The sequence below is a fragment of the Pseudomonas sp. FFPRI_1 genome (assembly GCF_055384485.1).
In genome coordinates, this window is sequence record NZ_AP029168.1 from 6,514,780 (window position 1) to 6,538,701 (window position 23,922).

Here is a 23,922-nt window from a genome sequence, read left to right on the forward strand (position 1 = left end):
CTTATGCTAATTTGGCAATCCATCGCATTCCTGACAACAAAGTCATCGGATCAGACATGTTAATTGACCACTTCCACCATGGCCCGGTCAGTGCCTACCCCCGGGATTACCCCAATACCGCGCATCAGCAACTGCACTGCCACCGTGAGGCGCAGTTTCTCTATGCCGCCTGCGGCACCATGCGCGTGGTCAGCGCTCAAGGCGCCTGGGTGATCCCGCCAAGCCGCGCGGTGTGGATCCCGCCGTTGGTGGAGCATGAGATTTTCATGGTTGGTGAAGTGCGCATGCGCTCTCTGTTCATCGACCCGGAACTGTCGCCACCCTCGTTACGCCAATGCTGTGTGCTGGCAGTCACGCCGTTGCTCCGGGAGTTGATCCTGCGAGCCGTGCAAGGTCCGCGACAGGCGGAGAACCCGTTGATCCAGCAATTGATGCTGGAAGAAATCGCCGCCCTGGAAAACCTTCCGCTGCACATTCCCATGCCCCAGGACCGGCGCTTGCAAGCCATCTGCCGAACCTTGCTACAGACCCCGGACCACCCCCATACCCTGGAAGACTGGGCGCAGCAGGTCGGCGCCAGCTCACGAACCCTGGCGCGGCTGTTCCAGCAGCAGATGCAGATGAATTTCAATGCCTGGCGCCAGCAGGTGCGCCTGATGGAAGCCTTGCCACGCCTGCTCGCCGGGGAAAGCGTGCACAGCGTGGCCGACTCGTTGGGATACGGCAGCACCCGGGCCTTCAGCGCGATGTTCTGCCGTTTGCTGGGGGACACGCCACGGCATTACGTGGCGACCCTGAATCAACTCAGCGAGATCAATGCATCTCGGTGAAGGCCAGCTTCACGCCGATGGCGATCAGCACGGCGCCCATGGTGCGGTCGAACCAGTGGCCCATGCGGGCAAAGCCGGCGCGCACCCGCTGCTGACTGAAGAGCATGGCCACCAGGCAGAACCACACGGCGGTGGCCACCGCCAGGTACACGCCATAACCGGCCTGAATCGCCAACGGCGTGTGCGGGTTGATCACTACGGTGAACAGCGAAAGGAAGAACAGGGTCGCCTTGGGGTTCAGGCCATTGGTCACGAAGCCCGAGGTGAAGGCACCACGCGCGGTGCGAATCCCGGCCTCCTTGTGCAGGTCGTCCGCCGCCGGTTTGGCTGGCTGGGCCCGCAGGGCCTTGTAGCCGATGTACAGCAGATACGCCGCCGCCAGCCACTTCAGAGCATTGAACAGCACGATGGACTGGGAAACGATCAGGCCAATCCCCAGCAGCGAATAACCCACGTGCAGGAAGATCGCGCAGCCCACGCCAAGGGCTGTCCAGGTTCCGGCGCGACGGCCGTGGGTCACGCTCTCGCGCACTACCACGGCAAAGTCCGGGCCCGGGCTGGCCACCGCCAGCAGGTGAATGAGGGCAACGGTCAAGAACTCGGTGAAGTACATGCAGGCTCCTGTGTATGTCTAATTATTTCATCTGTTAGGCTCGGCAGATTACGCCTTAGATCCTTCGTGCAAAAGGTACAGTTCATGACCAACAATCGCCGCGCCGTCTTCCTCGATCACCGCTCACTGGACCTGGGCGACCTGGATCTGGGGGCGCTGCATGACAGTTTCGACACCTTGCACCTGCATGCCCACAGCAGCACAGAGCAGGTCGCTGAACGCCTGCAGGGCGCCCAGATCGCCATCAGCAACAAGGTCGCACTGAACGCCGAGACCCTGGCCGCCTGCCCCGACCTGCGGCTGATCCTGGTGGCCGCTACCGGCACCAACAATATCGACCTGGCTGCGGCCCGCAGCCAGGGCATCATCGTCAGCAATTGCCAGGGCTACGGCACCCCATCGGTGGCCCAGCACACCCTGATGCTGCTGCTCAACCTGGCCACACGGGTCGCCGACTACCAGCAGGCGGTGGCAGCGGGCCGCTGGCAGCAAGCACAACAGTTCTGCCTGCTGGACTTCCCGATTATCGAGCTGGCGGGCAAGACCCTGGGCCTGCTGGGCAATGGCGAGCTGGGCGGCGCCGTATCCCGCCTGGCCGAAGCCTTCGGCATGCGTGTGCTGCTGGGGCAGATCCCCGGCCGCCCGGCCCGGCCGGATCGCGTTCCCCTGGAGGACCTGCTGCCTCAGGTGGATGCCCTGACCCTGCACTGCCCACTCAATGAACATACCCGCAACTTTATCGCGGCCCGGGAACTGGCCCTGCTCAAGCCCGGAGCGCTGGTGGTCAACACCGCCCGTGGCGGCCTGATTGACGAGCAGGCCCTGGCCGACGCACTGCGCAGCGGTCACTTGGGCGGTGCCGCCACCGATGTCCTGACGGTCGAGCCGCCTTCTGCCGGCAATCCGCTGCTGGCTAGCGACATCCCGCGCCTGATCGTGACCCCGCACAATGCCTGGGGCAGCCGCGAAGCCCGCCAGCGAATCGTTGGCCAACTGACGGAAAATGCCCGGGGGTTCTTCAGTGGTGCCCCGCTACGGGTCGTGAGTTGATAAACTTCGCCACTTTTTTCGGGTGCGGATCATGGACACACGCAGTGAAGTGCTGCTACGCCAGGCTGAATTGTTTCAAGGCTCACTGTTGCTGGCCGGCCTGGCCGCGGACGACTTGCTCGGCCGCCTGCCCAATGCCCGGGGCTGGAGCTGGCACGCCGGTGACCAGGCGGCCCTGGAAGCACGCTTTCCCGGACGCAGCCATTTTGGGGTGAACGCTCCGGCGCACGCCTTCGACAGTGCAGTGCTGTTCCTGCCCAAGTCCAAGGACCTTACCGACTACCTGCTCAACGCCCTGGCCTCGCGCCTGGCCGGCCGCGTGCTGTACCTGGTCGGGGAAAAACGCAGTGGCGTGGAAAGCGCCGCCAAGCAACTCAATCCCTTCGGCAAACCGCGCAAGCTCGACAGCGCGCGGCACTGCCAGTTGTGGCAGGTCACCGTGGCCAGCGCCCCCGAAGCGGTGCCTCTGGAAAGCCTGGCCCAGGAGTATGAGTTGCCCCTGGCCGAAGGGCCGTTGAAGGTCATCAGCCTGCCCGGGGTGTTCAGCCACGGACGCCTGGATCGTGGCACCGCGCTGTTGCTGGAGCACCTGGACCATCTGCCCGACGGTCATGTGCTGGACTTCGGCTGCGGCGCTGGAGTGCTGGGGGCCACCGTGAAACGCCGCTACCCGCACAACACCGTGACCTTGCTGGATGTCGATGCCTTCGCCGCCGCCAGCAGCCGCCTGACCCTGGCTGCCAACGGTCTGGAAGCCGAGGTGCTGACTGGTGACGGCATCGACGCCGCGCCCATGGGCCTGAACGGCATCCTGACCAATCCACCCTTCCATACCGGGGTCCACACCGACTACCAAGCCACGGAAAACTTGCTGCGAAAAGCAGCCAAACACCTGTTAAAAGGTGGCGAACTCCGGGTAGTCGCCAACAGTTTCCTGCGCTACCAGCCGCTGATCGAAGAGCACCTCGGCCCCTGCGCGATCAAGGCCGAAGGCCAGGGCTTCCGGATTTATCGGGCCAAGCGCGGCTGACAGGCTTTTTCACAAACAAGGCTTGCCGAAAGGATTTTGCCTAGGCAGAATCCGCTCCGTCCTAGGGGAGTAGTCTCCCACGAGCGCCACGCTCGTCCGGCATGCGTCAACATACTTGGTCAACAGACCATGGCGCATGCGACCCAAGAGTCCGCACAGACGGACCGCAGGGTTTGACAAGACCTATGACACGCACACCTTACCCGGGGCGGGAAGGCTGTACGTGTCATAGCCGTGTCGACCCGCCCCTTAGGAAAACCCTGATGATGCTGGACTCCCTACTCGTTCCCACCGCAATCGTTGCCTTGGCCGAAATCGGCGACAAGACGCAACTGCTTGCCCTGATTCTTGCCGCGCGCTTTCGCAAACCCTGGCCAATCATCGCCGGCATCGTCGCCGCGACCCTGGCCAACCATGCGGCCGCTGGCGCGGTAGGTGCCTGGTTTGGCAGCTTCTTCTCGGACGCGACCCTGCATTGGATTCTCGCCGCCAGCTTCACCGCCACTGCGCTGTGGACCCTGGTTCCGGACAAAATGGATGACGACGAAGCCACTACCGCCCGCAAGTTCGGCCCCTTCCTGACCACCCTGATCGCCTTCTTCCTGGCGGAAATCGGTGACAAGACCCAGGTCGCCACGGTGATGCTGGCCGCGCAGTATCCGGACCTGTGGCTGGTGATCATCGGCACCACCCTGGGCATGCTGATCGCCAACGTACCGGTGGTCCTGGCTGGCAACTTCGCGGCAGACAAACTGCCCCTGACCCTGATTCGTCGCCTGGCGGCATCGGCCTTTGTGATCCTCGCCGTGGTGGCGGTGTACAAGGCCATGCAGAGCAGCGGCTGGCTGTAAATGAAAACGCCGGCCAGCGGCCCCCTACGCAACCCGTAGGAGCCGGCTGGCCGGCGAAAGCGTCATTGACAATGACGCGAAGGGATCAAGACTTCTTGGCCGCCTCATACAACGGCATCACCTTGGGGATCGCCGCCTGCAAGGAGGCGATACGGCTGGTGGAAGCCGGGTGAGTGCTCATGAACTCGGGCGGTGCGGAACCTCCTGCAGCCTGGCCCATCTTGTTCCACAGGCTGATGGCCGCGTTCGGGTTGTAACCGGCACGGGCGGCCAGTTCCAGACCGATCAGGTCCGCTTCGTTTTCGTTCTCGCGGCTGTTGGGCAGGGTCATCAACAGGTTGACCCCGTTGTCGCCCAGGGCAACGGTCTCTTGCGGCACGCCGAACAGGGTCGCGATCTGTTTGCCGGCACCCACGGCGTACTGCTTGGACATCGCCTCACGACCATGCTCACGCAGGGCGTGGGCAATTTCATGCCCCATGACCGCAGCGATTTCATCATCGGTCAGCTTCAGCTTCTCGATCAGGCCGGAGTAGAAAATGATCTTGCCGCCAGGACCGCAGTTGGCGTTGAGCTCGTCGCTCTTGATCAGGTTGACTTCCCATTTCCACTGCGCGCAGTCGGGACGGAAGGTCGGTGCCTGGGCGATCAGGCGATTGGCAATGACCTGCAGGCGCTTGGCATTGGCGCTGGTCTTGTCCAGGACGCCCTGGCTGCTGGCCTCACCCAGGGTCTCCTGGTAGGACTGAGCGTAGGACTGATTGACTTCAGCGCTGGACACCATGCTGAACATGGACTGCTTGCGATCCACACCCACTACGCCACCGCTGGTGGTATTGACCGTTTCACAACCGCTGAGCAGTACTGCTGCACTCAATGCACAAACAACCAACGACTTCTTCATCATGAAACCTCCCTGAAAACGTGGCGCGTATCCTAAGGGCGGAACTGTATCCGCGCCAGATGCAAAACGGACTATTGGTCGCAATTGGGATACACACCCGCCCTGCAGCAAAAAATTCATATCCGCCTGCAACCCGCCCGCGACCAGCCCCTCCCCTCGCCAATAGCGACATCCACCTCTGCAAAACAGTCATTTTTCCAATCAAGGCTAATGGCCAGCGTGGCGGCGGCCGATACAGCTCGGCAGACCTAAATTCCTGCGCCGGAGCCTCTATGAAGTTCAAGTCGATCCAGTTTTCTGTGGCCGCACTGGCCGGAGCCATCGTCCTCAGCGTGGTTGCAGCCCTGGTGCTGTATGCCCTGTTCTCCGGGGCCAGGACCCAGGAAATGGTGCAACAACGGACCCAGACCCAGTTCGAGCAAGTCATCGAACAGCGCCTGAGCGGCCTGGCCCAGACCCAGGTCAGCCAGATCCAGCGGGAACTGGAAGCGCCATTGCTGATTGCCGGCGGCCTGGTGCGAGTCAACGCCCTGATGGGCAGCCAGGACTCCCGCGGCCAGGCGCAGCTGAACCTGAGCCGTGAGCAGGTGATCGCCCTGATCAAGGAAAACGTCACCCAGAACCCGAAGATCCTCGGCGCCTACATCGGCTGGGAACCCAATGCCATCGACCACAACGACGCCGCCTACATCGGCACTTCGGTGGTCGGTATCGATGCGGCCAACGGCCGCTTCCTGCCCTGGTGGTTCCGCAACCAGGACGCCAGCCTGGGCCTGGACAAGCTGGCCGACGTCAACGACCAGACGGTTCTGTCCACCGGCGTGCGAGCCAGCGAGTACTACCTGTGCTCCAAGGAAAGCCTCAAGCCCTGCGTGATCGACCCGGCGCCCTACAAGGTCGGCGACAAGGTGGTGATGCTCGCCTCCTTTATTCAGCCCATCCTGCTCGACGGCAAGTTCCAGGGCATCGTCGGTGCCGACCTCTCGGTGAACTTCATCCAGGACATGCTGGTGGCGGCCAATCAGAAGCTCTACAGCGGCGCCGGAGAAATGGCCCTGATCGGCGGCAATGGTCGCCTGGTGGCCTACACCAAGGATTCGAGCAAGTTCGGCGAAAAAGTCAGCGACGTGCTCAACAGCGACACCGTCGCCAAACTGTCCAGCCTCAAGCGCGGCGAAGTGACCTATGACGTCGATCAGGCCGACGACATCATCAGCCTGTACCTGCCCTTCGGCATCGGCCAGACCGATGCGCACTGGACCCTGATGCTGCAGTTGCCGCTGAACGCGGTGATGGCCGACTTGAACAAATTGCAGAGCGATCTGGCCGAGCAGCGCAAGGCTGACACCTTCGGCATGGCCATGGTCGGCCTGGTGATCGCCGGCATCGGCCTGCTGGTGATCTGGCTGGTGGGGCACGGCATTGCCCGGCCACTGCGGCAGATGGTGGCCATGCTCGACGATATCGCCCAGGGCGAAGGCGACCTGACCCGGCGCCTGAGCAGTGACCGTGCCGATGAACTGGGCTCCATCGCCAAGGGCTTCAACACCTTCCTGGCCAAGCTGCAGGCGATGATCAGCCAGGTGGTGACCTCGGTACAGAGCGTCAGCGACTCCTCGGAACACACCGCCGACATTGCCATCCGCACCAACCAGGGCGTGCACAAGCAGATGGTGGAAATCGACCAGGTGGCTACCGCGGTCCACGAGATGACCGCCACCGCCCAGGACGTGGCACGCAACGCGACCCAGGCCGCGCAAGCGGCCAGCCATGCCGACCAGGCTGCGAGCCAGGGCATGCAGATCGTGCGCGACACCTCCAGCGCCATTGGCGCCCTGGCCGAGGAAATCGGCCGTGCGGTGGGCGTGGTGCAGACACTCGCCAAGGACAGCGAGAACATCAACGCCATCCTCATTGCCATTCGCGGCATCGCCGAGCAGACCAACCTGCTGGCCCTCAACGCGGCAATCGAAGCCGCTCGGGCCGGCGAGCAAGGTCGGGGCTTCGCCGTAGTCGCTGACGAGGTGCGCAACCTGGCGCAGAAAACCCAGCAGGCCACCGAAGAAATCCAGTCGATGATCCAGCAGTTGCAACAGGGCACCCGGGAAGTGGTGCGGGTCATGGAGGACAGCCAGCACAAGACCGACCAGAGTGTGGAACACGCGGCCAAGGCAGCCCAGGCCCTGGAAACCATCACCCAGGCGGTGTCGGTGATCAATGACATGAATACCCAGATCGCCAGTGCCGCCGAGGAACAGAGCGCGGTGGCCGAGGACATCAACCGCAACGTGATCAATATCGGCCAGGTGGCCAACGAGGTGGCCGGCGGAGCGGATGAGTCCAGCGCGGCCAGCGCCGGGCTGACCAAGCTGGCGGAGCAGCAACGGCGCCTGATCAATCAGTTCAAGGTGTAATCAAGGAGCTGTAGGAGCCGGCTTGCCGGCGAAAGCGATCTTGGCCTGGGCAGGAAACCAGAGGGCCTCTTCGCTGGCAAGCCAGCTCCTACAGCCAGCTCCTGCAGCCAGCTCCTGCCGTTGATGCTTCAGGCGGGGGTCAGGCACTCGGGACCGTTGAGCTTGGGATCGTTCACCAGATTGGCCAGCACCCGCTCACGCAAGGTGGCAGGTGGACTGGCCAGCAGGGCTTGCAGTGCGTGCAGGGGTGTCTCGGGGTCGAGCCAGATGTCCTGGGCAGCGGCATCGAGAATCAGCGGGCGCCGCAGGTTCGATGCGGCCTGGGTCACCACCGCGGTGCTCAACCAGACCTGCTCTTGCACCGGATAGGCCTCCCAGATCGCCGCAAAGAAGATCGATGCCCCTTCTCCTGGCGTCAGCCAGTAAGGCCGCTTGCGGCTACCGCCGCGCCACTCGTAGAAACCATTGGCCGGCAACAGGCAGCGGCGCTCACGGAACGCCTGGCGAAACATCGGCTGCTCGGCCAGGGTTTCCGCCCGGGCATGGGCGGGGGTGCGCGACAGGTCCGTCAACCAGGGCGGGGTCAGGCCCCAGCGGGCCCGGGCCAAAGTCCGCTGGCCGTGCTCCGCGCGCTGGATCAGCACCGAATCATTGGGCGAGATATTCCACTGCGCCTGCTGGTCCGCGGGAAATCCCGGCAAGGCCGCAAACGCGGGGTTCCAGCGAAACAGCGCATAACGTCCACACATGGGGCAATACAACTCTCGGCAAATCGGCGCTCAGCCTAACAGACCAGCACCCCGGCAAAACTGTCCGGTTCTTCAAAGGGTAACGGCAGGGCGGCATTGTACGCAGCGATCAGCTCCCGCGCCTGTTGCGCCTGGTGATTTTCCACCGACAGTCCCAACAGCCCGAACAACGGCAACTCCCCTGCCCCACCCAGCAGGTCGCGCCCCTGCAGGTGGGCCTCGATGCCCTCACTGGCCAGCATGCTCTGGAGCAACTCGCCTTCCATCAGGTTTTCCGGCTCGTAGATGCGCTGCATAAAGGCCGCTCCCCTCAGTCGTTTTCACTGCGAACGTCGAGCATCCATTCCTGACCATCGGTTTGCAGGTGGAACACAATGGGCCGGCAGCACACCGGGCAGTCTTCGATATAGGTCTGATCGCCGGCGGACAGGTCGAGCACGGCTTCCGCCTGTTCGCCGCAGTAAGGGCATTGGTAATGGTCGGTTTCCAGCATCGCCGTCTCCAGAGTGACTTATGCGTATAATCGCCGGTCTATTTGCAGGGCTTTTTTTGTTTGAGCTGATTTTTCAGACCGTGCCCGGCCTTTTTTCGATCCGAACCTTTTCTTACCCTAGCCGTTTCTAACAAGAGAGCATGATGGGCGAATTCGATGCCATCCGACCTTACCACGACAGCGAAGTACCAGCGGTGCTGGCCCGGCTGCTCAGCGACAAGGCGTTTCTAGATATCCTCACCCACTTCCGCTTCCCGCGTTTTGCCAACACCCTGGGCTGGCTGCTCAAACCCCTGATTGCCCATCGCCTGCGCCGCGAGTTCGCCGGAGTGACTTCGGTGGCCACGCTGCAGGACAAGGTCGAGTTCTATGTCGATCACACCATCGAGCGGGCCACCGACGGCGTGACCTACACCGGCGTCGAGCAATTCAAGTCGGGGACCGCCTATTTGTTCCTGGCCAACCACCGCGACATCGTCATGGACCCCGCCTTCGTCAACTATGCGGTGTACCACGCCGGCCTGCCGACGCCACGCATCGCCATCGGCGACAACCTGCTGCAGAAGCCGTTCGTCAGCGACCTGATGCGCCTGAACAAGAGTTTCATCGTCCACCGCTCCATCAGCGGTCGACGGGAAAAGCTCGCGGCCTATCAACTGCTTTCGGCCTATATCAACCATTCGATCCGCAACGACGTCCAGTCGATCTGGATTGCCCAGGCCGAAGGCCGGGCCAAGGATGGCGACGATCGCACCGAGTCGGCGATCCTCAAGATGTTCCACATGAGCCGCAAGGACGAGCCCTTCGGCGAAGTCATCCAGTCGCTGAACCTGACTCCGGTGTCCATCAGCTACGAATACGACCCCTGCGACCAGGCCAAGGCCCGGGAGCTGTACATCCGCGCCACCACCGGCAGCTACACCAAGGCGCCAGGGGAGGATGACGTGAGCATCGCCAAGGGCATCACCGGGTACAAGGGTCGGGTCCACGTGAACTTCGCCGCCCCCATCAGCGAACTGTTCGAGGACACCAAGCAGTTGGCCGTGGAAATGGACCGGCAGATTCTCGGCGGTTATCGGCTGTTCCCGGTGCACTACCTGGCGTATGCCCAGTGGGACGCCGCCGACCCGCAACTGCAGGTGCCGACCGCAGCCCAAGTATTCCCGGCGCAAGAACTGGCCAAGGCCAAGGAAGAGTGGCAACGCCGGCTGGACGCCTGCCCAGCGGAGCATCGCCCCTACCTGGTGCTGCAATATGCCAATCCGGTACGCAATCAGTACCGGGTCAAGGCCGGCCTGCCCCTGTAACGGCAGCAGCACCTAGCACAACGGCGCCTTCGGGCGCCGTTGTCATATCTGTCGTACGGGACGGGATCAGAAACGCGTGCTGATCCAGGACACCAGCAACGCCAGCCCCAGGCAGGCAAAGCCAAAGCGGTAGAAGAACCGATTGATGCGCAGGGTGGCCGGATCGAGCATCAGCAGAGGCTGATCCATTGCCCGACCTTCGCTTTGCAGCGCCAGGTTGGCCAGGGCCCGGCGCTCACGACGGCGGGTGGCGTGCAGCAGCCAACTGCCCGGACAGGCGAGCAGCAAGGCGAGAAGATTGATCAGTTTGGCGGGGTGGGCGTTGAACATCGACCAGATCAGTTGCAGCGACATCATGAACCTCGAGTGAAACCTGTAGTCGGGCCATCGAGTGCACCCGCGGCGCGGATTCTACTCAATCCGCGGAAAATCACGCGGGCCTTTCCGACCAGTAACGAGGCGCCGGTCCATTAATTTAGAACGTCATCCTTTCGTCATCTAAACAGGACAGTCTGTCGCCCCTCGATGCCCCACGGAGCTTGTCATGCTGCACGCAGAAAACCAGGATCGCCTCTACCTGATCGCCCCCAGCGAGGAACAGCAGGCGCTGGTGGGCGCTCTGGCCTTCAACGTTCAGGACCGGCATTGGCTGGTGTATTGCGCCCTGGGCGGGCATCAGCACGCGGACCTGCCGGAGACCGATCTGCTGACGGGGGTCAGCATCCTGGACCTCTACGTCGAGGCGGCCTGAAACGCAGCCATGAAAAAGCCCGGCCGCCCATCAGCGAGCCGGGCTTTTTAGTGGCTGGGCGCAACGCCGGTCAACCCTGGCGCCTCCTCCCAGGCCTGGGCTTATTCGCCGAGGATCTGACCGACGGTCGGGTCCTTGAACAGACGGGTCAGCGCATCGCTGAGTACGTCACTCACCAGCTTGGTATTGGTGTCCTGGTTAGGCGCCATGCCGAAACGCTGGTCCAGGGAGGCGCCGTAACGGCCACTGTAGCGACGGTTGGCGTTCTGCACATCGGAGCGGAAGGTCGCGCCGATGGTCGCCTCGGTCACGTACAGGCCTTCCTTGGGCGACTGGTACTTGAGCTCGGCCAGGGTTACGGTCAACTGCGGAGCGTTGCCACCCGCGGCCGTCGGGGTGAAGCCCAGCAAGCGTACCGCTGCTTCGGCCTGGGCCTGCAGCTTGGGCAGGATTTGCGCGCTTTGCACGGTGATCGCGCTGGTTTCCGGGTACAGGCCACCGCGGGTCCCCAGGGTCGGCGATGGGCGGCCATCAACCACTTTCACCACCACCGGCTGCCCGTGCCCCACAGGCGCCAGCTGGGTCGTGAGCTTCGGCTCCGGGCTGAGTTGTTGCGGACTGTGGGCGCAACCCACCAGCGACAGGCTGGTCACAGTGATCAAACCGAACAACAGGCGTTGCAACATGCTCATCTCTCCAGGAATCAGGCACAAACCGGCCCGCAGTATAGCGGTGCACACCGGCGGCAAACCAGCATCAGGCAGGACTTAGTCACGACTCAGACAGGTCCCGTACAAGCGGGTTCCTGTAACCTGCCGTTCACTCGCAATACATCATGATGTAACGGCCCGAAGAGATCCTTATCGTCATTGATACAACCAGGTGCCTGGCCATGAACTTCCTTCGCTCCCTGTTCGCCCCGCGTCAGCCATTTCGCAGCTTCGCCCTGCTCGACAGCCAGGGCCGCTGCCAGGCCTTCAAGCACAGCCCGCTGCCGCCGGTGGGGGATGGCTGGGTGGAAATAGAGGAAATTCGCCTGAACTGGTTGCACCAGGCGCTGCCTGCCAATGCCCGTGTCAGTCCGACCTGCGCACTGCCCAGGGTGCAACCGATACTGGCCACCTGACCAAAAGCCTAATAAAAGTCGCGAAACAGGATCATTTCTGCGCATTTCTTCGTTACAATCTCCCCCCGATTATAAGGACGTCTCCTGATCGGGCCTCGCAGTACCGCCAACGCCACTGCTTTGGCACCCCGCACCGCCCACAGAGAGCCGCCCACACAGATCGAGTGAAGCTGGCGTGCTTGCTGTCCACCTTGCAAACCTCCACTTTTCGCGCATCTGCAGAGCTGCCATTGCTCGGACACTGAAACTGTTCGCCCGTTGTGCCTGCATGCCGTCATGCCGGCATCACCGCTCGGGCCAGGTGCCAGGCCGAGGCAGCCCTTTTTTGAGGTTCACGTCTTCAAAAGAGCGTGAAAAAACGGGTTTTCACAACTTCACAAGAGTGTGGCGAGCAAATGAATAGTTTTGCGTCTGAACTGGCACCATTGACCTCTACAACAGCCCGATTACACAGGACCGAGCACGCCTCAGATACATGCGCTTGATGCCTGTCCGCTGACGGATTTGGTTGCACGAACGGATGTATCGACCATAAGTCGAATTGCCCGGGGCTCCCCGAGATGCGTTCATACGCACCTTGAGGCCCGGTTGGCAGCGTCCGTAGTAGTTGCAAAAAATTGCGAAGATTCGGACATGGCGATCCTGGCCATGGGTAACCTGGGGCATCACGTGAACCGCCCCATCACTCCTGGCAGCCATGCCGTCAATTTGGTGCTGCAGATTTTGGAGACGCGTTAATGGCGCATAACGAAGCAGTCGACGTGGTATTGGTTGGGGCAGGCATCATGAGTGCCACCCTGGCTGTACTGCTCAAAGAGCTCGACCCCGCAATCAAGCTGGAAGTCGTCGAGCTGATGGATTCGGGTGCCGCGGAGAGTTCCAACCCGTGGAACAACGCCGGTACCGGCCACGCCGGCCTCTGTGAGCTGAACTACACGCCGCAGGCCGCCGATGGCAGCATCGACATCAAGAAAGCCGTGCACATCAACACCCAGTTCGAGGTGTCGAAGCAGTTCTGGTCCTACCTGACCAAGAAAGGCACGTTCGGCTCGTCCAAGTCCTTCATCAGCCCAGTGCCGCACCTGAGCTTCGTGCAGGGCGACAAAGGCGTGTCCTTCCTCAAGAAGCGCTTTGAAGTGCTGAGCCAGCACCACGCTTTCGCGGACATGGAATACACCGAAGACAAGGCCAAGATGGCCGAGTGGATGCCGCTGATGATGCCGGGCCGCCCAGCGGACGAAACCATCGCCGCCACCCGCGTGCTCAATGGCACCGACGTCAACTTCGGCGCCCTGACCAATCAGTTGCTCAAGCACCTGACCAGCGCTCCCGATGCCCAGGTCAAGTACTGCAAGCGTGTCACCGGCCTCAAGCGCAACAAGGCCAACGGCTGGACCGTGAGCATCAAGGACGTCAACAGCGGCAACAGCCGTGAAGTCGACGCCAAGTTCGTGTTCCTCGGTGCCGGTGGCGCGGCCCTGCCGCTGCTGCAGGCCTCGGGCATCGAAGAAAGCAAGGGCTTCGGCGGCTTCCCGGTCAGTGGCCAGTGGCTGCGTTGCGACAACCCGGAAGTGGTCAAGCAGCACCAGGCCAAGGTCTACAGCCAGGCGGCCGTGGGCTCGCCACCGATGTCCGTGCCGCACCTGGACACCCGCGTGGTCGAAGGCAAGAAGTCCCTGCTGTTCGGGCCTTATGCCGGGTTCACCACCAAGTTCCTCAAGCACGGTTCGTTCCTCGACCTGCCAATGTCGGTTCGCGCCGGCAACATCGGCCCGATGCTGGCCGTGGCCCGAGACAACATGGACCTGACCAAGTACCTGGTCAGCGAAGTCATGCAGTCCATGGAGCAGCGCCTGGAATCCCTGCGCCGCTTCTACCCCGAGGCCAAGGCCGAGGACTGGCGCCTGGAAGTGGCCGGGCAACGGGTGCAGATCATCAAGAAAGACCCGAAGAAAGGCGGCATCCTGCAGTTCGGCACCGAACTGGTGGCGGCCAAGGACGGCTCTCTGGCCGCCCTGCTCGGCGCCTCGCCAGGCGCTTCGGTGACCGTCTCGATCATGCTCGACCTGATCGAACGTTGCTTCCCGGCCAAGGCCAGCGGCGAGTGGGCTGCCAAGCTCAAGGAAATTTTCCCGGCCCGGGAAAAGATCCTGGAAACCGACGCCGCGCTGTACCACCAGATCAACAGCGAAAACAACCTGTGCCTGGAGCTGGTCGAGCCAAGAAAGGAAACCGAAACCTGCGCCTGATCTGCCGTGAATGAAAAACGCCCCGTCCTGCAAAGGACGGGGCGTTTTTTTATGCCTGCGAGTGAATCAGCCGCGGGCGTTGTCCATCAGCTCGATGTAGTCGGCGGCGTTGCGCTGATCGCGGATCAGGTCGACGAAGGTCTGGCCCTGTTCATCCTTGCCGTCCAGGTCGAGACCGGCAGCGACGAAGAAGGTCAGGAAACGTTCGAAGTCATCGATGCGCAGGCCACGGTAGGCCTTGATCAGTTTGTGCAGGGACGGCGAAGTCGCGTCGACCGGCTCGAAATCGAGGAACAACTTGATCTGCTCATCGGCGATCTCGTCACCAATCACTTGTTTCTTATCTTTACGCATTGCCGACTCCAGCTCGCAGACATTTCACGGGCGGGCAGTTTACCCTCAGGCCGCATCCTGCCTCAACGCGGACGCACGCTGCCGGTGTGCAAGTCGGCCCAGATATGGCCGTTGGCGTAGCTGAGGAACTGGCAATACACGGTGTCGTTGCGCAGCAGGTCCATCACCGCCCGGTATTGAGCCAGGGGGTAGTACAGGGTCAGGGTCCGACTCTTGGCGTCGTATTGCGGCTTTTTCAGGCTTTTGCTTTCACCGTCGAAATTCACCAGCACCTGGCTGATGGTGGCGCCCTTGTTCAGCGGCTTGCCCTTGAGCCGCACCCATACCGGCGAGGTCACGGGAATCGGCTGCTGGTTGGACTGGCGCTGGCTGCCGATCACCACGGAATACTCGGTAACCTGCAGCAACTGCTGCTGCTCAGGGACCGCGTCACGCAGGGTCAGGTCGTCTGGAGGCAGGAACTGCCCATGCAAGGGGGCCGGAGCGGCTGCCAGGGGCAGGCTCAAGCTCAGAAGAAGGACCGCGCTACTGCGAATCAACAGGCTCATGACAGGCTCCAGACAAGGGCCGAGCACTCTAGCACGGGTTTTTGCAGCAAATCTTCCACCACAGCCTCACGCGATCGCGGCAGGCTGCAGCGCCAAACAGCGAGCCGGGAAGTCAGTCGAACTGGGCGCGCATCCAGGCGTGATACTCGGCCACGCCGGGCTCGCCTTCGCGCGGCGCCCAACCGGCCTGCTCGCCCTCACCCACCGGACGATAAGGCCCGGCCTTGCACTCGAACATCAGGCTGTCGGGTTCCAGCACCACCAGGCCATGGAACACCCCGGCCGGCAGGTCCACCCCCACGCAGTCGCCACCGGCCTGCAATACCCGCTTGCCCAGCACCTGGCCCGCCTCATCGAAAATCAGCACACCCAGCCGCCCCTTGAGGACCAGCAGGGTCTCGGCCTTGTCGGCGCTCAGGTGGCGATGCGGAGGCACATAAGTCGAGGGTTGCAGGCCCACCGCCATGCGGTGGCAAGGCTCTTCCATGGCATGGAAGTTATGGTGCTGACGGCCACGGGGATTGGCCGCAGCTTTCTCGGCCAGTTCATTGAACAACGCTTGATCGAGAAAGCTCGGCTCGGACATGTCTTACATGCCCTTCACGGCGTAGATGCCGGCGGCGTTGCGCCAGTAGCCCTTGTAGTCCATGCCGTAGCCGAAAACATACCGGTCGACACAAGGCAGGCCCATGTAGTTGGCCTTCAGGTCAGGACGGGCCTTGCGGTCGTGATCCTTGTCGATCAGCACTGCGGTGTGAACGGCACGGGCACCGGCGTGCTTGCAGAAATCGATGATCGCGCCAAGGGTGTGACCTTCATCGAGGATGTCGTCGATGATCAGCACATCGCGATCAATAAAGGACACTTCCGGCTTGGATTTCCAGAACAGCTCGCCGCCGCTGGTTTCATTGCGATAGCGAGTCGCGTGCAGGTACGAGGCTTCCAGGGGAAACCGCAGGTGGGTCAGCAGCTTGCCCGCGAAGATCAGGCCGCCGTTCATGACGCAGAACACCACTGGATTGCGCTCAGCCAGTTCTTCAGTGATTTGTGCACCGACCCGGGCGATGGCCGCCTCGACTTCAGCTTCGGTGTACAGGCAGTCAGCCTCGCGCATGATTTGACGGATATGCTCGAGATCAGCGGACATGGCGCTCTCCAAGGGGTGGCAGTTTCGGAAAAGCGGGCAAAGGTACGCATCCCGCAGGGCCAGATCAAGCGTTTCTGGACTAACGTACTTTATGTCTATAGGACAACAACCCCGGATAGATTAATCTAGGCCGGTTTTTTTGCCCGCCGCCGGAGCCTTTCCCTATGCCCATCCGTGAGATCCGCCATCCGCTGATCCGACACAAACTTGGCCTTATGCGCCGCGCAGACATTAGCACGAAGAATTTTCGCGAGCTTGCTCAGGAAGTCGGTGCCCTGTTGACGTACGAAGCCACCAAAGACCTGCCCCTGGAAAGCTATGAGATTCCAGGCTGGTGCGGCCCTGTCCAGGTCGAGAAGATCGCTGGCAAGAAGATTACCGTGGTACCGATCCTGCGTGCCGGTATTGGCATGCTCGAAGGCGTGCTGAGCCTGATCCCGGGCGCCAAGGTCAGCGCCGTGGGCGTGGCCCGCAACGAGGAAACCCTGCAGGCCCACACCTACCTGGAGAAACTGGTTCCGGAAATCAACGAACGCCTGGCGATGATCATCGACCCGATGCTGGCCACTGGCAGCTCCATGGTCGCCACCATCGACCTGCTGAAGAAAGCCGGCTGCCGCGATATCCGCGCCATGGTCCTGGTCGCCGCCCCCGAAGGCATCGCCGCCGTCGAGCAGGCCCACCCGGACGTGACCATCTACACCGCGTCCATCGATCAGAAACTCAACGAGCATGGCTACATCATTCCAGGCCTGGGTGATGCCGGTGACAAGATCTTCGGCACCAAGCAGAAGGACTCCTGATCATGCAGGACGAGTTCAACGATCCGCTCTGGCGCCAGATACTGTCCGGCGCCCAGATGCTTTTCGTGGCCTTTGGCGCCCTGGTGTTGATGCCGCTGATTACCGGTCTCGACCCCAACGTGGCGCTGTTCACGGCGGGCCTGGGAACTCTGTTGTTCCAGATCGTGACCGGACGTCAGGTTCCGGTGTTTCTGGCTTCGAGCTTTGCCTTCATCACCCCGATCATTCTCGCCAAAGGCCAGTTCGGCCTCGCGGCGACCATGGGCGGAGTGATGGCGGCGGGCTTCGTCTATACCTTTCTGGGCCTGGCAGTGAAGATCAAGGGCACCGGTTTCATCGACCGCCTGCTGCCGCCAGTGGTCATCGGCCCGGTGATCATCTCCATCGGTCTGGCCATGGCCCCGATCGCCGCCAACATGGCGATGGGCAAGGCCGGTGATGGCAGCGAGTTGATCCATTACCAGACGGCGATGATGATCTCGATGCCGGCGCTGCTCACCACCCTGATCGTCGCGGTCTTCGGCAAGGGCATCTTCCGCCTGGTGCCGATCATCTCCGGCGTGCTGGTGGGCTTTGCCCTGTCGTTCTATTTCGGCGTGGTCGACACCGCGAAGATCGCCGCTGCGCCCTGGCTGGCGTTGCCGCACTTCACTGCACCGGAGTTCAACTGGCAGGCGATCCTGTTCATTGTCCCGGTCGCCCTGGCACCGGCCATCGAGCACATCGGCGGCGTGATCGCCGTGGGCAGCGTGACCGGTCGCGACTACCTGAAGAAGCCCGGACTGCACCGCACCCTGCTTGGTGACGGCGTGGCGACTACCGCTGCCGGCCTGTTCGGCGGCCCGCCCAACACCACCTACGCCGAAGTGACCGGCGCGGTGATGCTGACCAAGAACTACAACCCGAAGATCATGACCTGGGCGGCGGTCTTCGCCATTACCCTGGCGTTCATCGGCAAGTTCGGCGCCCTGCTGCAAAGCATCCCGGTACCAGTGATGGGCGGGATTCTCTGCCTGTTGTTCGGATCGATTGCCGCGGTGGGGATGAACACCCTGATCCGGCACAAGATCGACCTGGGCGAAGCCCGCAACCTGGTGATCGTCTCGGTGACCCTGGTATTCGGTATTGGCGGGGTTCTGGTGGGAACCGGGACTGGCCCGGATGATTTCGGCCTCAAGGGCATTGCCCTGTGCGCCGTGGTCGCCATCGGCCTGAACCTGATCCTGCCCGGCAATGACGGTTGGAAGAACAAGAAAGGCGATGAGCCGCTGATCTAGGTTTCACTCAAGGCTCGATACCGCATCGCCGGCCTGCCGGCTCCTGCCTCGTAACCGCAGGAGCCGGCAGGCCGGCGATGTCGTTTACAGCGCCAGGGGCGCGCGCTCGCACAGAGTGTTCAGGGCCTTGGCCCATTGCGGGTCGTCATTCAGACAGGGGATCAACAGCAACTCCTCACCCCCGGCCTCGCGGAACTGCTCGCGACCGCGATCACCGATCTCTTCCAGGGTTTCAATGCAATCGGCAACGAACGCCGGGCACATCACCAGGATCTTCTTCACCCCTTGCTTGGCCAATTCTTCAAGCCGCGCCTCGGTGTAGGGCTCGATCCATTTGGCACGGCCCAGCCGTGACTGGAACGACACCGACCATTGGCCGTCGGCCAGCCCCATCTGCCGGGCAAAGGCCTTGGCCGTCTGGAAGCACTGGCCGCGATAGCAGTTGGCGAGCACCTCGGGCGACGATCCCTCGCAGCAATCCCCCGCACCATCCAGGCGATGTCCCGGATTGAGCTTCAGCAGGTGCCGCTCGGGCAGGCCGTGGAAGCTCAGCAGCAGGTGATCGAAGGACTGCTGCAAGTGTGGCCTGGCGCTGGCCACCAGGGCTTCGATGTACTCGGGTTGATCGTAGAAGGGTTGCAACACACTGAGCTGCACATCCAGTTGGTGCTCGCGTACCACCCGCCGAGCCTCTTCGACCACCGTGGTCACCGTGCTGTCGGCAAACTGCGGATAGAGCGGCGCCAGGGTGATTTTACGCAGTCCCTGGGCCGTCAGCTTCAGCAACGCCGACTCGATCGAGGGCTCGCCGTAGCGCATCGCCAACTCCACCGGTCCCTGCTGCCACTGCGCACTCATCACCTGCTGCAGGCGACGGCTGAGCACCACCAGCGGCGAGCCCTCCTCCCACCAGATCGACGCATAGGCATGGGCCGATTGCTCCGGCCGCTTGATCAGGATCAGCGACACCAGCAAGCGCCGCACCGGCCAGGGCAGGTCGATCACATAAGGGTCCATGAGGAACTGATTGAGGTAGCTGCGCACATCCGCCACCGAGGTGGAGGCCGGCGAGCCCAGGTTGACCAGGAGCAACGCGTGATCGGTCATGCAACGTCCTATTTCAGGGGCGGCGGGACACATCGTCCAGGGCCGCAGGCAAATCAGTGAACTGGAAAGTGAAACCCGACTCCAGCAATCGAGCGGGAACCGCCCGCTGGCCACCCAGCAGCAGCACCGACAACTCGCCCAGGGCCAGGCGCAAGACAAAGCCGGGCAGTGGCAACAGGGCCGGTCGATGCAGGACCCGCCCCAGGCTCTTGGCAAACTCGCGATTGCGCACCGGTTTTGGCGCGCAGGCATTATAAGGACCCCGCGCCTCATCCTGATGCACAAGAAAATCAATCAGGGCTATTTGATCCTTGATATGAATCCATGGCATCCACTGGCGACCGTTACCAATCGGGCCACCCAGCCCCAGCTTGAATGGCAGCAGCAGGCGCGACAAAAAGCCGCCCTCGGCGGACAGCACCAAACCGGTGCGCACCAGTACCACACGCACACCCATGGACTCGGCGCGCAGGGCGGTTTCCTCCCAGGCAATGCACAGCTGGCTGGCAAAGTCCTCGCTGACCGGCGGCGAGTCCTCGCTCAGCTCTCGCTCTCCACCATCGCCGTACCAGCCGACTGCCGACCCCGACACCAGCACCCGGGGCTTGTGTTCACGACTTTCCATCCAGGCCAGCAGGGTTTCAGTCAGGGCAACGCGGCTGTTCCACAACAGCGCCTTGCGCTTATGGGTCCAGGGCCGATCGGCAATCGGTGCCCCGGCCAGGTTGACCACCGCATCCACCGGAGTCTGGTCCAGCTCTTGCAGCTCTTTGATTGCCCGTACCTGGGGACCGCACAAGCCGGCCACTTTTTCGGGTTGGCGAGTCCATACACTCAACTGATGACCTTGCGCCTGCCAGTGATGACACAGAGCACGCCCGATCAAACCAGTACCGCCGGTCAGCAATATATGCATGACATCTTCCTCGCGTGGCGTTTAACCCGAATCACTAGTCTATTTTTATAAGCAGGGATCTTTTCAATCGGACAGGCTGTGTTTTAACGATAGACAACCTGCCAAACCGATGACGCCGAAAGCTATACCAAAAAACAATATTGTACAGGTTTTGGCGGCGACGTAATCTGTACAGAAAGGTAAACGAGGCCCCTATGACAGTACCCATTGCAATCATTGGTACCGGCATCGCCGGACTCTCAGCCGCCCAGGCGCTGCGAGATGCCGGGCATCCCGTTGAACTCTTCGACAAAAGCCATGGCAGCGGCGGGCGCATGTCGAGCAAACGCAGCGATGCCGGCAGCCTGGACCTGGGAGCCCAGTATTTTACCGCTCGCGATCGCCGCTTTGTCACCGAAGTCCAACGCTGGCAAGCCAAGGGCTGGGTCGCCGAATGGGCGCCACAGCTCTACAACTCCCATGGCGGCCAGCTCAGCCCCTCACCGGATGAACAGACCCGCTGGGTCGGCACGCCACGCATGAGCGCCATCACCCGCGCCCTGATCGGCGATCTGGAAGTGCACTTTGCCTGCCGCATCACCGAAGTCTTCCGTGGCGAACAGCACTGGCACCTGCAGGACGCCGAAGGCTTCACCCACGGCCCATTCAGCCATGTGGTCATCGCCACACCGGCGCCCCAGGCCACTGCCCTGCTGGCCGCCGCGCCGAAGCTCGCCGGGGTGGCCGCGGGGGTGAAAATGGACCCGACCTGGGCCGTGGCCCTGGCCTTCGAGACGCCCCTGGAAACCCCGATGGAAGGCTGCTTCGTCCAGGACAGCCCCCTGGACTGGCTGGCCCGCAACCGCAGCAAACCAGGGCGCGATAGCCAACTCGATACCTGGATCCTGCACGCCACCAGCACCTGGAGCCGACAGCACATCGACCTGTCCAAAGAGGCCGTGACCGAGCAATTGCACGGTGCCTTTGCCGAGTTGCTGCACAGCAGCATGCCTGCCCCCGCCTTCAGCCTGGCCCACCGCTGGCTCTATGCCCGCCCGGCCACCAGCCACGAATGGGGCGCCCTGGCCGATGCTGACCTGGGCCTGTACGTGTGCGGCGACTGGTGCCTGTCCGGACGGGTCGAAGGTGCCTGGCTCAGCGGGCAGGAGGCTGCGCGTCGTCTGCACGAGAGCCTGCAGTGAATCGCATCAACCCGCGCAAACTGCTGCTGTCGAAGTGGACAGCAGCCCGCCCGCAACACCGCGAGAAACACTTCCTGGTCAGCCAACTGTTCCATGATGAGCAAGGCATAGTGCTGGACATCGAACTGCAGGCGGTACTGACCCGACGTTGCCAGCGCATGAGCTGGCAAGACCTGCAGAACGACAGCGACTGGCGAATGGGCTGGCAGTAGGCCGGCGCACCTGCCGAGGGAAATAGCTATACAAACAATTTGACTTGTACAACTTTAATCCTATGATGACGAAAAGTTGTACAGGTTTTATTTTTTGTATAGCCACCCCCCGGAGGTCGAATCATGCCCACCCAGCCGAAGATTGCCATCAGCGCCTGCCTGATGGGCGCCGAGGTCCGCTACAACGGTGGGCATAAAGAGTCCCGCCTGTGCAGCCGGGTATTGAGCGAACACTTCGACTTCGTGCCACTGTGCCCGGAAGTCGCCATTGGCCTGGGCACACCCCGCGAACCCATTCGCCTGGTGGGCGATCCTCGGCAACCCCGGGCCACCGGCACGCGGGACAATACCCTGGATGTCACCCTTGCCCTGGCGGAATACGGCAAACGCATGGCCGCGCAACTGGACGATATCTGCGGCTACATCTTCATGCAGAATTCGCCATCCTGCGGCCTGGAACGGGTCAAGGTCTATGAAGCCAACGGTATGGCCCATCGAAACGGCGGTCGGGGCATCTACGCCCAGGCAATCTGCGAGCGCCATCCAGAACTGCCGGTAGAAGAGGCCGGGCGCCTGAACGACCCGGTACTGCGGGAAAACTTCCTGACCCGGGTGTACATCTATCGCGACTGGCAGGCCCTGCTCAAGGAAGGCCTGAGCCGCCGCGGCCTGACCGACTTTCACTCGCGCTGCAAGTACCTGCTGATGGCCCATCATCCGCTGCAGTACAAGACCCTGGGCCATCTGCTGGGCAGCATGGGCAAAGGCGACCCGGCGCTGATCGGCCCGCAGTATTTTCGCGAGCTGATGGCGGCCCTGAGCCAATGCGCGACCCGCGGCACCCACAGCAATGTGCTGCAGCACCTCTGCGGTTACCTCAAGCAGGCCATCACCGCCGAAGACAAGCAGGAAATGCAGCATCTCATCAGCCAGTACCGCACCGGCGTGGTGCCGCTGGTCGTGCCGCTGACCCTGCTCAAGCACCACTTCCGCCAGCACCCCGATCCCTATATCGCCCAGCAGTTGTATCTGCAGCCCCACCCGGAAAGCCTCAGCCTGCGCAACGGGATCTGAGCCATGCAACAGCCCGCCCCCCAAGTCGAGCCCAACGCCCAGTACCAGCACTCCCTGGACGAAGGCTGGCTGCCGATTCGTGAAGTGGCTCGCCAGACCGGGGTCAACGCCGTCACCCTGCGAGCCTGGGAACGTCGCTACGGCCTGATCGTGCCGCTGCGTACGCCCAAGGGCCATCGCCTGTATTCCCCGGAACAGGTGCAGCAGGTGCTGGCCATCCTCACCTGGCTCAACCGCGGCGTTGCGGTGAGCCAGGTCAAGCACCTGCTGGGCAGCGCCCCGAAGGGCAGCATACCGGTCGAGAATGACTGGCAGCGACTGCGCCAGGCCCTGCGCCAGGCCATCAGCCAGTTGGCGGAACGCAAGGTCGACGACACCTTCAACCAGGCCATGGCGCTGTACCCGCCACGCACCTTGTGCGAACACCTGCTGATGCCATTGCTGGCAGAACTGGAGCGGCACTGGCAGGGCCAGTTCGGCAGCCAGATGGAGCAGGTGTTCTTCTATTCCTGGCTGCGCAGCAAGCTCGGTGCGCGGATCTACCACAACAACCGCCAGTTGCAGGGTCCCCCGCTGCTGCTGGTCAACCAGTCGGACCTGCCCCTGGAACCCCACCTCTGGCTGACCGCCTGGCTGGCCAGCAGCGCCGACTGCCCGGTGGAGGTCTTCGACTGGCCACTGCCCGGCGCCGAGCTGCTGCTGGCCACCGAGCGCCTGCAACCCAGGGGCCTGCTGCTGTATTCCAGCAAAGCCCTGAACCCTGCACAGCTGCCCAGGCTGCTGAATGGCATTGCCTGCAAAAAATTCATCGTCGGACCCGCGGTATGCATCCAGCCTGCCGAGTGGTCCGTATGTATCACTGAAATCGCTGATCTGTACCTGGCCCAGGACCCGATCTCGGCCTGCCAGGCGCTGCTTCAGCGAGGACTCTTCTAA

Annotated in this window: 28 protein-coding genes, 1 pseudogene and 1 riboswitch; of the genes and pseudogenes, 16 read left to right on the forward strand and 13 right to left on the reverse strand. The window is 62.4% G+C overall.

What is annotated here, in order from left to right:
• Positions 1-56 precede the first annotated feature (56 nt).
• On the forward strand, positions 57-830 hold the full coding sequence (locus ACZ5BO_RS29115) for an AraC family transcriptional regulator (RefSeq protein WP_464697199.1): 774 nt from the start codon (positions 57-59) through the stop codon (positions 828-830).
• Here the strand turns inward: ACZ5BO_RS29115 and ACZ5BO_RS29120 are convergent.
• Positions 814-1,443, reverse strand: coding sequence for a LysE family transporter (locus tag ACZ5BO_RS29120; protein ID WP_025129423.1), 630 nt, complete (start codon positions 1,441-1,443; stop codon positions 814-816). The two genes, ACZ5BO_RS29115 and ACZ5BO_RS29120, sit on opposite strands and share 17 nt — an antisense overlap.
• An 84-nt stretch (positions 1,444-1,527) precedes the next feature.
• On the opposite strand from ACZ5BO_RS29120, the gene ACZ5BO_RS29125 reads away from it, so the two are divergent.
• The 3 genes from ACZ5BO_RS29125 (at position 1,528) to ACZ5BO_RS29135 (ending at position 4,374) form a co-directional block, all read left to right on the forward strand.
• Positions 1,528-2,493, forward strand: a complete 966-nt coding sequence (locus ACZ5BO_RS29125; RefSeq protein WP_464697200.1) for a 2-hydroxyacid dehydrogenase — start codon at positions 1,528-1,530, stop codon at positions 2,491-2,493.
• Positions 2,494-2,524: 31 nt separating this feature from the next.
• Positions 2,525-3,523 (forward strand): methyltransferase, encoded by a 999-nt coding sequence (locus ACZ5BO_RS29130; protein ID WP_464697201.1) that lies wholly within the window; start codon positions 2,525-2,527, stop codon positions 3,521-3,523.
• A gap of 51 nt (positions 3,524-3,574) precedes the next feature.
• Positions 3,575-3,698: riboswitch (yybP-ykoY riboswitch) on the forward strand.
• 91 nt (positions 3,699-3,789) lie between these two features.
• Positions 3,790-4,374 (forward strand): TMEM165/GDT1 family protein, encoded by a 585-nt coding sequence (locus ACZ5BO_RS29135; protein WP_025129420.1) that lies wholly within the window; start codon positions 3,790-3,792, stop codon positions 4,372-4,374.
• A gap of 85 nt (positions 4,375-4,459) precedes the next feature.
• Here the strand turns inward: ACZ5BO_RS29135 and ACZ5BO_RS29140 are convergent, their stop codons facing one another.
• Positions 4,460-5,278: a M48 family metallopeptidase gene (locus ACZ5BO_RS29140; RefSeq protein ID WP_025129419.1), complete on the reverse strand. Its 819-nt coding sequence runs from the start codon at positions 5,276-5,278 to the stop codon at positions 4,460-4,462.
• 1,361 nt (positions 5,279-6,639) lie between these two features.
• Between ACZ5BO_RS29140 and ACZ5BO_RS29145 the strand changes: the two are divergent.
• Positions 6,640-6,837: pseudogene (locus tag ACZ5BO_RS29145) on the forward strand (HAMP domain-containing protein); the annotation flags it as partial.
• 111 nt (positions 6,838-6,948) lie between these two features.
• Positions 6,949-7,692, forward strand: coding sequence for a methyl-accepting chemotaxis protein (locus tag ACZ5BO_RS29150; protein WP_370059449.1), 744 nt, complete (start codon positions 6,949-6,951; stop codon positions 7,690-7,692).
• A 128-nt stretch (positions 7,693-7,820) separates the two neighbouring features.
• Here the strand turns inward: ACZ5BO_RS29150 and ACZ5BO_RS29155 are convergent, their stop codons facing one another.
• Genes ACZ5BO_RS29155 through ACZ5BO_RS29165 form a run of 3 tightly spaced genes read right to left on the reverse strand, consistent with a single transcriptional unit; the run spans position 7,821 to position 8,934 of the window.
• Positions 7,821-8,441, reverse strand: a complete 621-nt coding sequence (locus ACZ5BO_RS29155; protein WP_025129417.1) for an SOS response-associated peptidase — start codon at positions 8,439-8,441, stop codon at positions 7,821-7,823.
• 35 nt (positions 8,442-8,476) lie between these two features.
• A complete protein-coding gene (locus tag ACZ5BO_RS29160) occupies positions 8,477-8,737 on the reverse strand; it encodes a putative signal transducing protein (RefSeq protein ID WP_025129416.1) in 261 nt (86 codons plus the stop codon).
• A 14-nt stretch (positions 8,738-8,751) separates the two neighbouring features.
• Complete coding sequence (locus tag ACZ5BO_RS29165) at positions 8,752-8,934, reverse strand: CPXCG motif-containing cysteine-rich protein (protein WP_025129415.1); 183 nt, start codon at positions 8,932-8,934, stop codon at positions 8,752-8,754.
• A gap of 140 nt (positions 8,935-9,074) precedes the next feature.
• Between ACZ5BO_RS29165 and ACZ5BO_RS29170 the strand changes: the two genes are divergently transcribed.
• Positions 9,075-10,241: a 1-acyl-sn-glycerol-3-phosphate acyltransferase gene (locus ACZ5BO_RS29170; protein ID WP_043274592.1), complete on the forward strand. Its 1,167-nt coding sequence runs from the start codon at positions 9,075-9,077 to the stop codon at positions 10,239-10,241.
• A 66-nt stretch (positions 10,242-10,307) separates the two neighbouring features.
• On the opposite strand, the gene ACZ5BO_RS29175 is transcribed toward ACZ5BO_RS29170, so the two are convergent.
• Entirely contained in the window at positions 10,308-10,595 is a 288-nt protein-coding gene (locus ACZ5BO_RS29175; RefSeq protein ID WP_025129413.1) for a hypothetical protein, read from the reverse strand.
• 190 nt (positions 10,596-10,785) lie between these two features.
• Between ACZ5BO_RS29175 and ACZ5BO_RS29180 the strand changes: the two genes are divergently transcribed.
• Complete coding sequence (locus tag ACZ5BO_RS29180; RefSeq protein ID WP_170001500.1) at positions 10,786-10,992, forward strand: hypothetical protein; 207 nt, start codon at positions 10,786-10,788, stop codon at positions 10,990-10,992.
• A gap of 101 nt (positions 10,993-11,093) precedes the next feature.
• On the opposite strand, the gene ACZ5BO_RS29185 is transcribed toward ACZ5BO_RS29180, so the two are convergent.
• Positions 11,094-11,678, reverse strand: a complete 585-nt coding sequence (locus ACZ5BO_RS29185) for a YajG family lipoprotein (protein ID WP_464697203.1) — start codon at positions 11,676-11,678, stop codon at positions 11,094-11,096.
• Between the two features lie 206 nt (positions 11,679-11,884).
• Here ACZ5BO_RS29185 and ACZ5BO_RS29190 point away from each other — a divergent pair, with 206 nt between their 5' ends.
• Positions 11,885-12,118, forward strand: coding sequence for a hypothetical protein (locus ACZ5BO_RS29190; RefSeq protein ID WP_025129410.1), 234 nt, complete (start codon positions 11,885-11,887; stop codon positions 12,116-12,118).
• 737 nt (positions 12,119-12,855) lie between these two features.
• Complete coding sequence (gene mqo, locus ACZ5BO_RS29195) at positions 12,856-14,367, forward strand: malate dehydrogenase (quinone) (RefSeq protein WP_464697204.1); 1,512 nt, start codon at positions 12,856-12,858, stop codon at positions 14,365-14,367.
• Positions 14,368-14,433: 66 nt separating this feature from the next.
• Here mqo and ACZ5BO_RS29200 read toward each other — a convergent pair whose 3' ends face one another.
• The 4 genes from ACZ5BO_RS29200 to ACZ5BO_RS29215 all read right to left on the reverse strand — a co-directional run bounded on the left by ACZ5BO_RS29200 (position 14,434) and on the right by ACZ5BO_RS29215 (position 16,416).
• Positions 14,434-14,721, reverse strand: coding sequence for a PA4642 family protein (locus tag ACZ5BO_RS29200; protein WP_025129408.1), 288 nt, complete (start codon positions 14,719-14,721; stop codon positions 14,434-14,436).
• Positions 14,722-14,783: 62 nt separating this feature from the next.
• Complete coding sequence (locus ACZ5BO_RS29205) at positions 14,784-15,269, reverse strand: hypothetical protein (RefSeq protein ID WP_025129407.1); 486 nt, start codon at positions 15,267-15,269, stop codon at positions 14,784-14,786.
• Between the two features lie 112 nt (positions 15,270-15,381).
• Positions 15,382-15,855, reverse strand: coding sequence for a WbuC family cupin fold metalloprotein (locus tag ACZ5BO_RS29210; protein WP_464697205.1), 474 nt, complete (start codon positions 15,853-15,855; stop codon positions 15,382-15,384).
• Between the two features lie 3 nt (positions 15,856-15,858).
• Positions 15,859-16,416 carry a hypoxanthine-guanine phosphoribosyltransferase gene (locus ACZ5BO_RS29215; RefSeq protein ID WP_025129405.1) on the reverse strand — a complete coding sequence of 186 codons (558 nt, stop codon included), beginning with the start codon at positions 16,414-16,416 and terminating at the stop codon, positions 15,859-15,861.
• A gap of 164 nt (positions 16,417-16,580) precedes the next feature.
• On the opposite strand from ACZ5BO_RS29215, the gene upp reads away from it, so the two are divergent.
• A complete protein-coding gene (gene upp / locus ACZ5BO_RS29220) occupies positions 16,581-17,219 on the forward strand; it encodes a uracil phosphoribosyltransferase (RefSeq protein ID WP_025129404.1) in 639 nt (212 codons plus the stop codon).
• A 2-nt stretch (positions 17,220-17,221) separates the two neighbouring features.
• Positions 17,222-18,496, forward strand: a complete 1,275-nt coding sequence (locus ACZ5BO_RS29225) for a uracil-xanthine permease family protein (protein WP_025129403.1) — start codon at positions 17,222-17,224, stop codon at positions 18,494-18,496.
• A gap of 84 nt (positions 18,497-18,580) precedes the next feature.
• Here the strand turns inward: ACZ5BO_RS29225 and hemH are convergent, their stop codons facing one another.
• Both hemH and ACZ5BO_RS29235 read right to left on the reverse strand, forming a co-directional pair.
• Entirely contained in the window at positions 18,581-19,603 is a 1,023-nt protein-coding gene (hemH, locus tag ACZ5BO_RS29230; protein WP_025131850.1) for a ferrochelatase, read from the reverse strand.
• A gap of 13 nt (positions 19,604-19,616) precedes the next feature.
• The gene (locus tag ACZ5BO_RS29235; RefSeq protein WP_025131849.1) at positions 19,617-20,519 is read right to left on the reverse strand and encodes a TIGR01777 family oxidoreductase; all 903 of its coding nucleotides are present in this window, start codon (positions 20,517-20,519) and stop codon (positions 19,617-19,619) included.
• A 194-nt stretch (positions 20,520-20,713) separates the two neighbouring features.
• Between ACZ5BO_RS29235 and ACZ5BO_RS29240 the strand changes: the two genes are divergently transcribed.
• The 4 genes from ACZ5BO_RS29240 to ACZ5BO_RS29255 all read left to right on the forward strand — a co-directional run bounded on the left by ACZ5BO_RS29240 (position 20,714) and on the right by ACZ5BO_RS29255 (position 23,922).
• A complete protein-coding gene (locus ACZ5BO_RS29240; RefSeq protein WP_025131848.1) occupies positions 20,714-21,700 on the forward strand; it encodes an NAD(P)/FAD-dependent oxidoreductase in 987 nt (328 codons plus the stop codon).
• A complete protein-coding gene (locus tag ACZ5BO_RS29245; RefSeq protein ID WP_025131847.1) occupies positions 21,697-21,912 on the forward strand; it encodes a TIGR02450 family Trp-rich protein in 216 nt (71 codons plus the stop codon). Before ACZ5BO_RS29240 ends, ACZ5BO_RS29245 begins: the two co-directional genes overlap by 4 nt.
• Positions 21,913-22,035: 123 nt before the next feature.
• The gene (locus tag ACZ5BO_RS29250; RefSeq protein WP_464697207.1) at positions 22,036-22,986 is read left to right on the forward strand and encodes a YbgA family protein; all 951 of its coding nucleotides are present in this window, start codon (positions 22,036-22,038) and stop codon (positions 22,984-22,986) included.
• 3 nt (positions 22,987-22,989) lie between these two features.
• Positions 22,990-23,922, forward strand: coding sequence for a MerR family transcriptional regulator (locus tag ACZ5BO_RS29255; protein ID WP_464697208.1), 933 nt, complete (start codon positions 22,990-22,992; stop codon positions 23,920-23,922).